The organism is Rubrivirga sp. (assembly GCF_049648075.1).
Lineage (GTDB): Bacteria > Bacteroidota > Rhodothermia > Rhodothermales > Rubricoccaceae > Rubrivirga.
In genome coordinates, this window is record NZ_JBARYR010000233.1 from 1 (window position 1) to 2,668 (window position 2,668).

The 2,668-nt window shown below is 69.6% G+C and carries 4 protein-coding genes; 2 read left to right on the forward strand and 2 right to left on the reverse strand.

Annotated features, from left to right (window positions below):
* The coding region (locus WBA11_RS06900) for an IMPACT family protein (protein ID WP_424519969.1) at window positions 1-483 on the forward strand (483 nt) is incomplete at its 5' end.
* Between the two features lie 15 nt (window positions 484-498).
* On the opposite strand, the gene WBA11_RS06905 is transcribed toward WBA11_RS06900, so the two are convergent.
* Both WBA11_RS06905 and WBA11_RS06910 read right to left on the reverse strand, forming a co-directional pair.
* The gene (locus tag WBA11_RS06905) at window positions 499-939 is read right to left on the reverse strand and encodes a hypothetical protein (protein ID WP_424519970.1); all 441 of its coding nucleotides are present in this window, start codon (window positions 937-939) and stop codon (window positions 499-501) included.
* An 85-nt stretch (window positions 940-1,024) separates the two neighbouring features.
* Window positions 1,025-1,456, reverse strand: coding sequence for a hypothetical protein (locus tag WBA11_RS06910; RefSeq protein WP_424519971.1), 432 nt, complete (start codon window positions 1,454-1,456; stop codon window positions 1,025-1,027).
* Window positions 1,457-1,530: 74 nt separating this feature from the next.
* On the opposite strand from WBA11_RS06910, the gene WBA11_RS06915 reads away from it, so the two are divergent.
* Complete coding sequence (locus WBA11_RS06915) at window positions 1,531-2,652, forward strand: TRAP transporter substrate-binding protein (RefSeq protein WP_424519972.1); 1,122 nt, start codon at window positions 1,531-1,533, stop codon at window positions 2,650-2,652.
* Window positions 2,653-2,668 lie beyond the last annotated feature (16 nt).

The following is a 2,668-nucleotide window of genomic DNA, read 5'->3' on the forward strand; positions in this document are numbered from 1 at the left end:
GCTGAGGTCCGCAAGGCGGAGCACGCGGCCCGGCACCACGGGTGGGCGTACCGGCTCGGCCCCGACGCGCCCTCACCCCGGTCGTCCGACGACGGCGAGCCGAGCGGGTCGACGGGCGTCCCGATCCTGCGTGAGATCGAAGGCCGAGAGTTGTTCAACGCGGTCGTGGTGGTGACGCGCTACTACGGGGGGACCAAGCTGGGCGTCGGAGGTCTGGCCCGCGCCTACGGCCAAGCGGCCGGTCTCGCCCTCGAGGGCGCGCCGGGGAGGACGGTGGTCGTGCGCGAGCCGGTCGTGCTGGCGTTCGCGTTCGACGACACGTCGCCAGCGATGCGGTTGCTGGACCAGTTCGACGCCGAGGTCCAAGACCAGGCGTACTCGGCTGAGGGGACGCGCTTGACGCTGGCGGTGCGGCGCTCGCAGGTGTCCGCCCTCGAGGCCGCGTTCGTCGAGGCGACGGCGGGGCGGGGCGAGGTGGTGTAGCGCCCTCGAGGGCGGCTACCAGCCCCCACCATTCACAAAGTAGAAGATCCATGAGCCCGCAATGCCCACGGCTGTTCCGATGCCTAGGAACAGCGCGCGGTCCCAGGGCCGGATCGAGCGGCTGGCGTCACGCTCGGCCTGAAGTCGACGGAGCTCCAACTCGGCGTGATAGCCGGTCAGCCATTCGGCGTCCGTCCTCGAGGTCGTGTCTAAGGCCCGCAGGCTGTCGGCTCGTGCGGCACGACGCCACCGGTCACGGTAGGCGACGACGTCATCGGTCTGTGGCACGCGAGCTGCGAGCGAGTCGGATCGTAAAACATCTGCGGCTTGCTCCGGCGATAGGCCAGAGACCACGAGCGTCCGGTAGTCTCGCTCCCGCACGGCGCGGTCGACATCGAGGGCGGTCGCGGCGCAGCCGGAAAGAAGGAGAGCGGTGAGGGCGATCAGTAGGCGCATCGAGAATGAGGGGTTCGTCTCTGGAGCTGTATCTGTCGGAGCGATGGCGCAGCCATGCGAGGTGGTGTAGCGTCCTCGAGGGCGCCTATTCATAGGTGAGTGCGATGAGCGCGTACAGGCCGGCCAGGGCTGCTACCGCCCCTGCGACGAAGAATGCGGCGTTGGTAGCCGCACGCGGTGTCCAAGCTGCTTTGCGCTCGGCTTCTGCCTGTCGCATGTCGATGTCTCCATCGCGGTCGCTCAACTCGTTCCCGTCAGACAGCTGACTGATGGCTCGTAAGCTGTCGACGCGAGCCGTCAGCCGGCGTCGCTCGCGGTACGCCACGACGATGTCGGTTTGGGGCACGGTCGCCGCCAACGAGTCCGATCTCAGGACTCTCGCAGCTTCCACGGCCGTTAATCCCGACGCTACGAGCGCTCGATAGTCGCGCTCCCGCTCAACTTGCGCGGCCTCGAAGGCGGTCGCGGCGCACCCGGAGAGCAAGACGAGGACGAACAGGGAGAGAGGCAAGCGCATCGAGGCCGAGGGTATCCGACCTCGAGGGTAGACGGCGTAGGTCGGCGTCGCATAGTGCGTGACTACTATTCGGCATGGACCGTCGTCGCTTCGTCTCTGCCGCTGCCCTGGGAACCGCCTCTGCCGTCGCCGGCTGCGGACCCGGGCCGGGAAACGGTCGGCGCAACACGGGCGCCGCGCCCGGCGGACCGGCCGTCGTCACGCGTCCTCGAGTGCGGTGGCGCCTGGCGTCGAGCTTCCCGCGCTCGACCGAGATCCTGTTCTCGGCCGCCGAGGAACTCGCCTCGAGGGTGTCCGCGCTCACCGACGGCCGGTTCGAGATCGAGGTTTCCGAAGGAGGAGCGCTCGTTCCACCGCTCCAAGTCTTGGACGCGGTCCAAGCCGGGTCCGTCCCCATCGGTCACACCGCCGGCTACTACTACCTCGGCAAGACGCCCGCGCTGACGTTCGACACGGCCGTGCCGTTCGGGATGCAAGCGCGCCAGCACGACGCCTGGATGCGCCACGGCGGGGGCCGCGAGCTAACGAACGGCGTCCTGTCCGACTTCGGCGTGATCGGCCTGTTGGGCGGCAACACGGGCACCCAGATGGGCGGGTGGTTCCGCGAGCCGGTCCGCTCCCTCGAGGACGTCAACGGCCTCACGATGCGGATCCCCGGCCTGGGCGGACGCGCGTTCGAGCGCCTGGGCGTGATCCCCCAGACCCTCCCCGGCGGCGAGATCTACGGTGCCCTGGAGCGCGGCGCCATCGACGCGACCGAGTGGGTCGGGCCGTACGACGACGCCCGGATGGGCTTCTACCGCGTCGTCAAGACCTACCACTACCCGGGCTGGTGGGAGCCGTCGGCCGCGCTCTCGTTCTACGTCAACCAAGCGGCGTGGGACGGCCTGCCGGCGTCGTATCGGTCCGCCCTCGAGGTCGCGTCCGAGGGCGCCAACGCCTGGATGATGAGCGCCTACGACGCCCGCAACCCGGCCGCGCTCGTCGACCTGCTCGACCGCGGCGTCCAGACGATCCCGTTCCCCACCGACGTCCTCGAGGGCGCGGCGACGGCCTCGAGGGAGCTCATCGAAGAGATGGCGGCCGACGCCCAGGCGCGCGCGATCTGGGACAGCTACCGCGAGTTCCAGGCGGCTTCGAGCCGGTGGTTCAGCCTGGCCGAAGACACGATGGCCTCGGCCTCGAGGGCGGGATAGGGGGAGTGGGGATTGG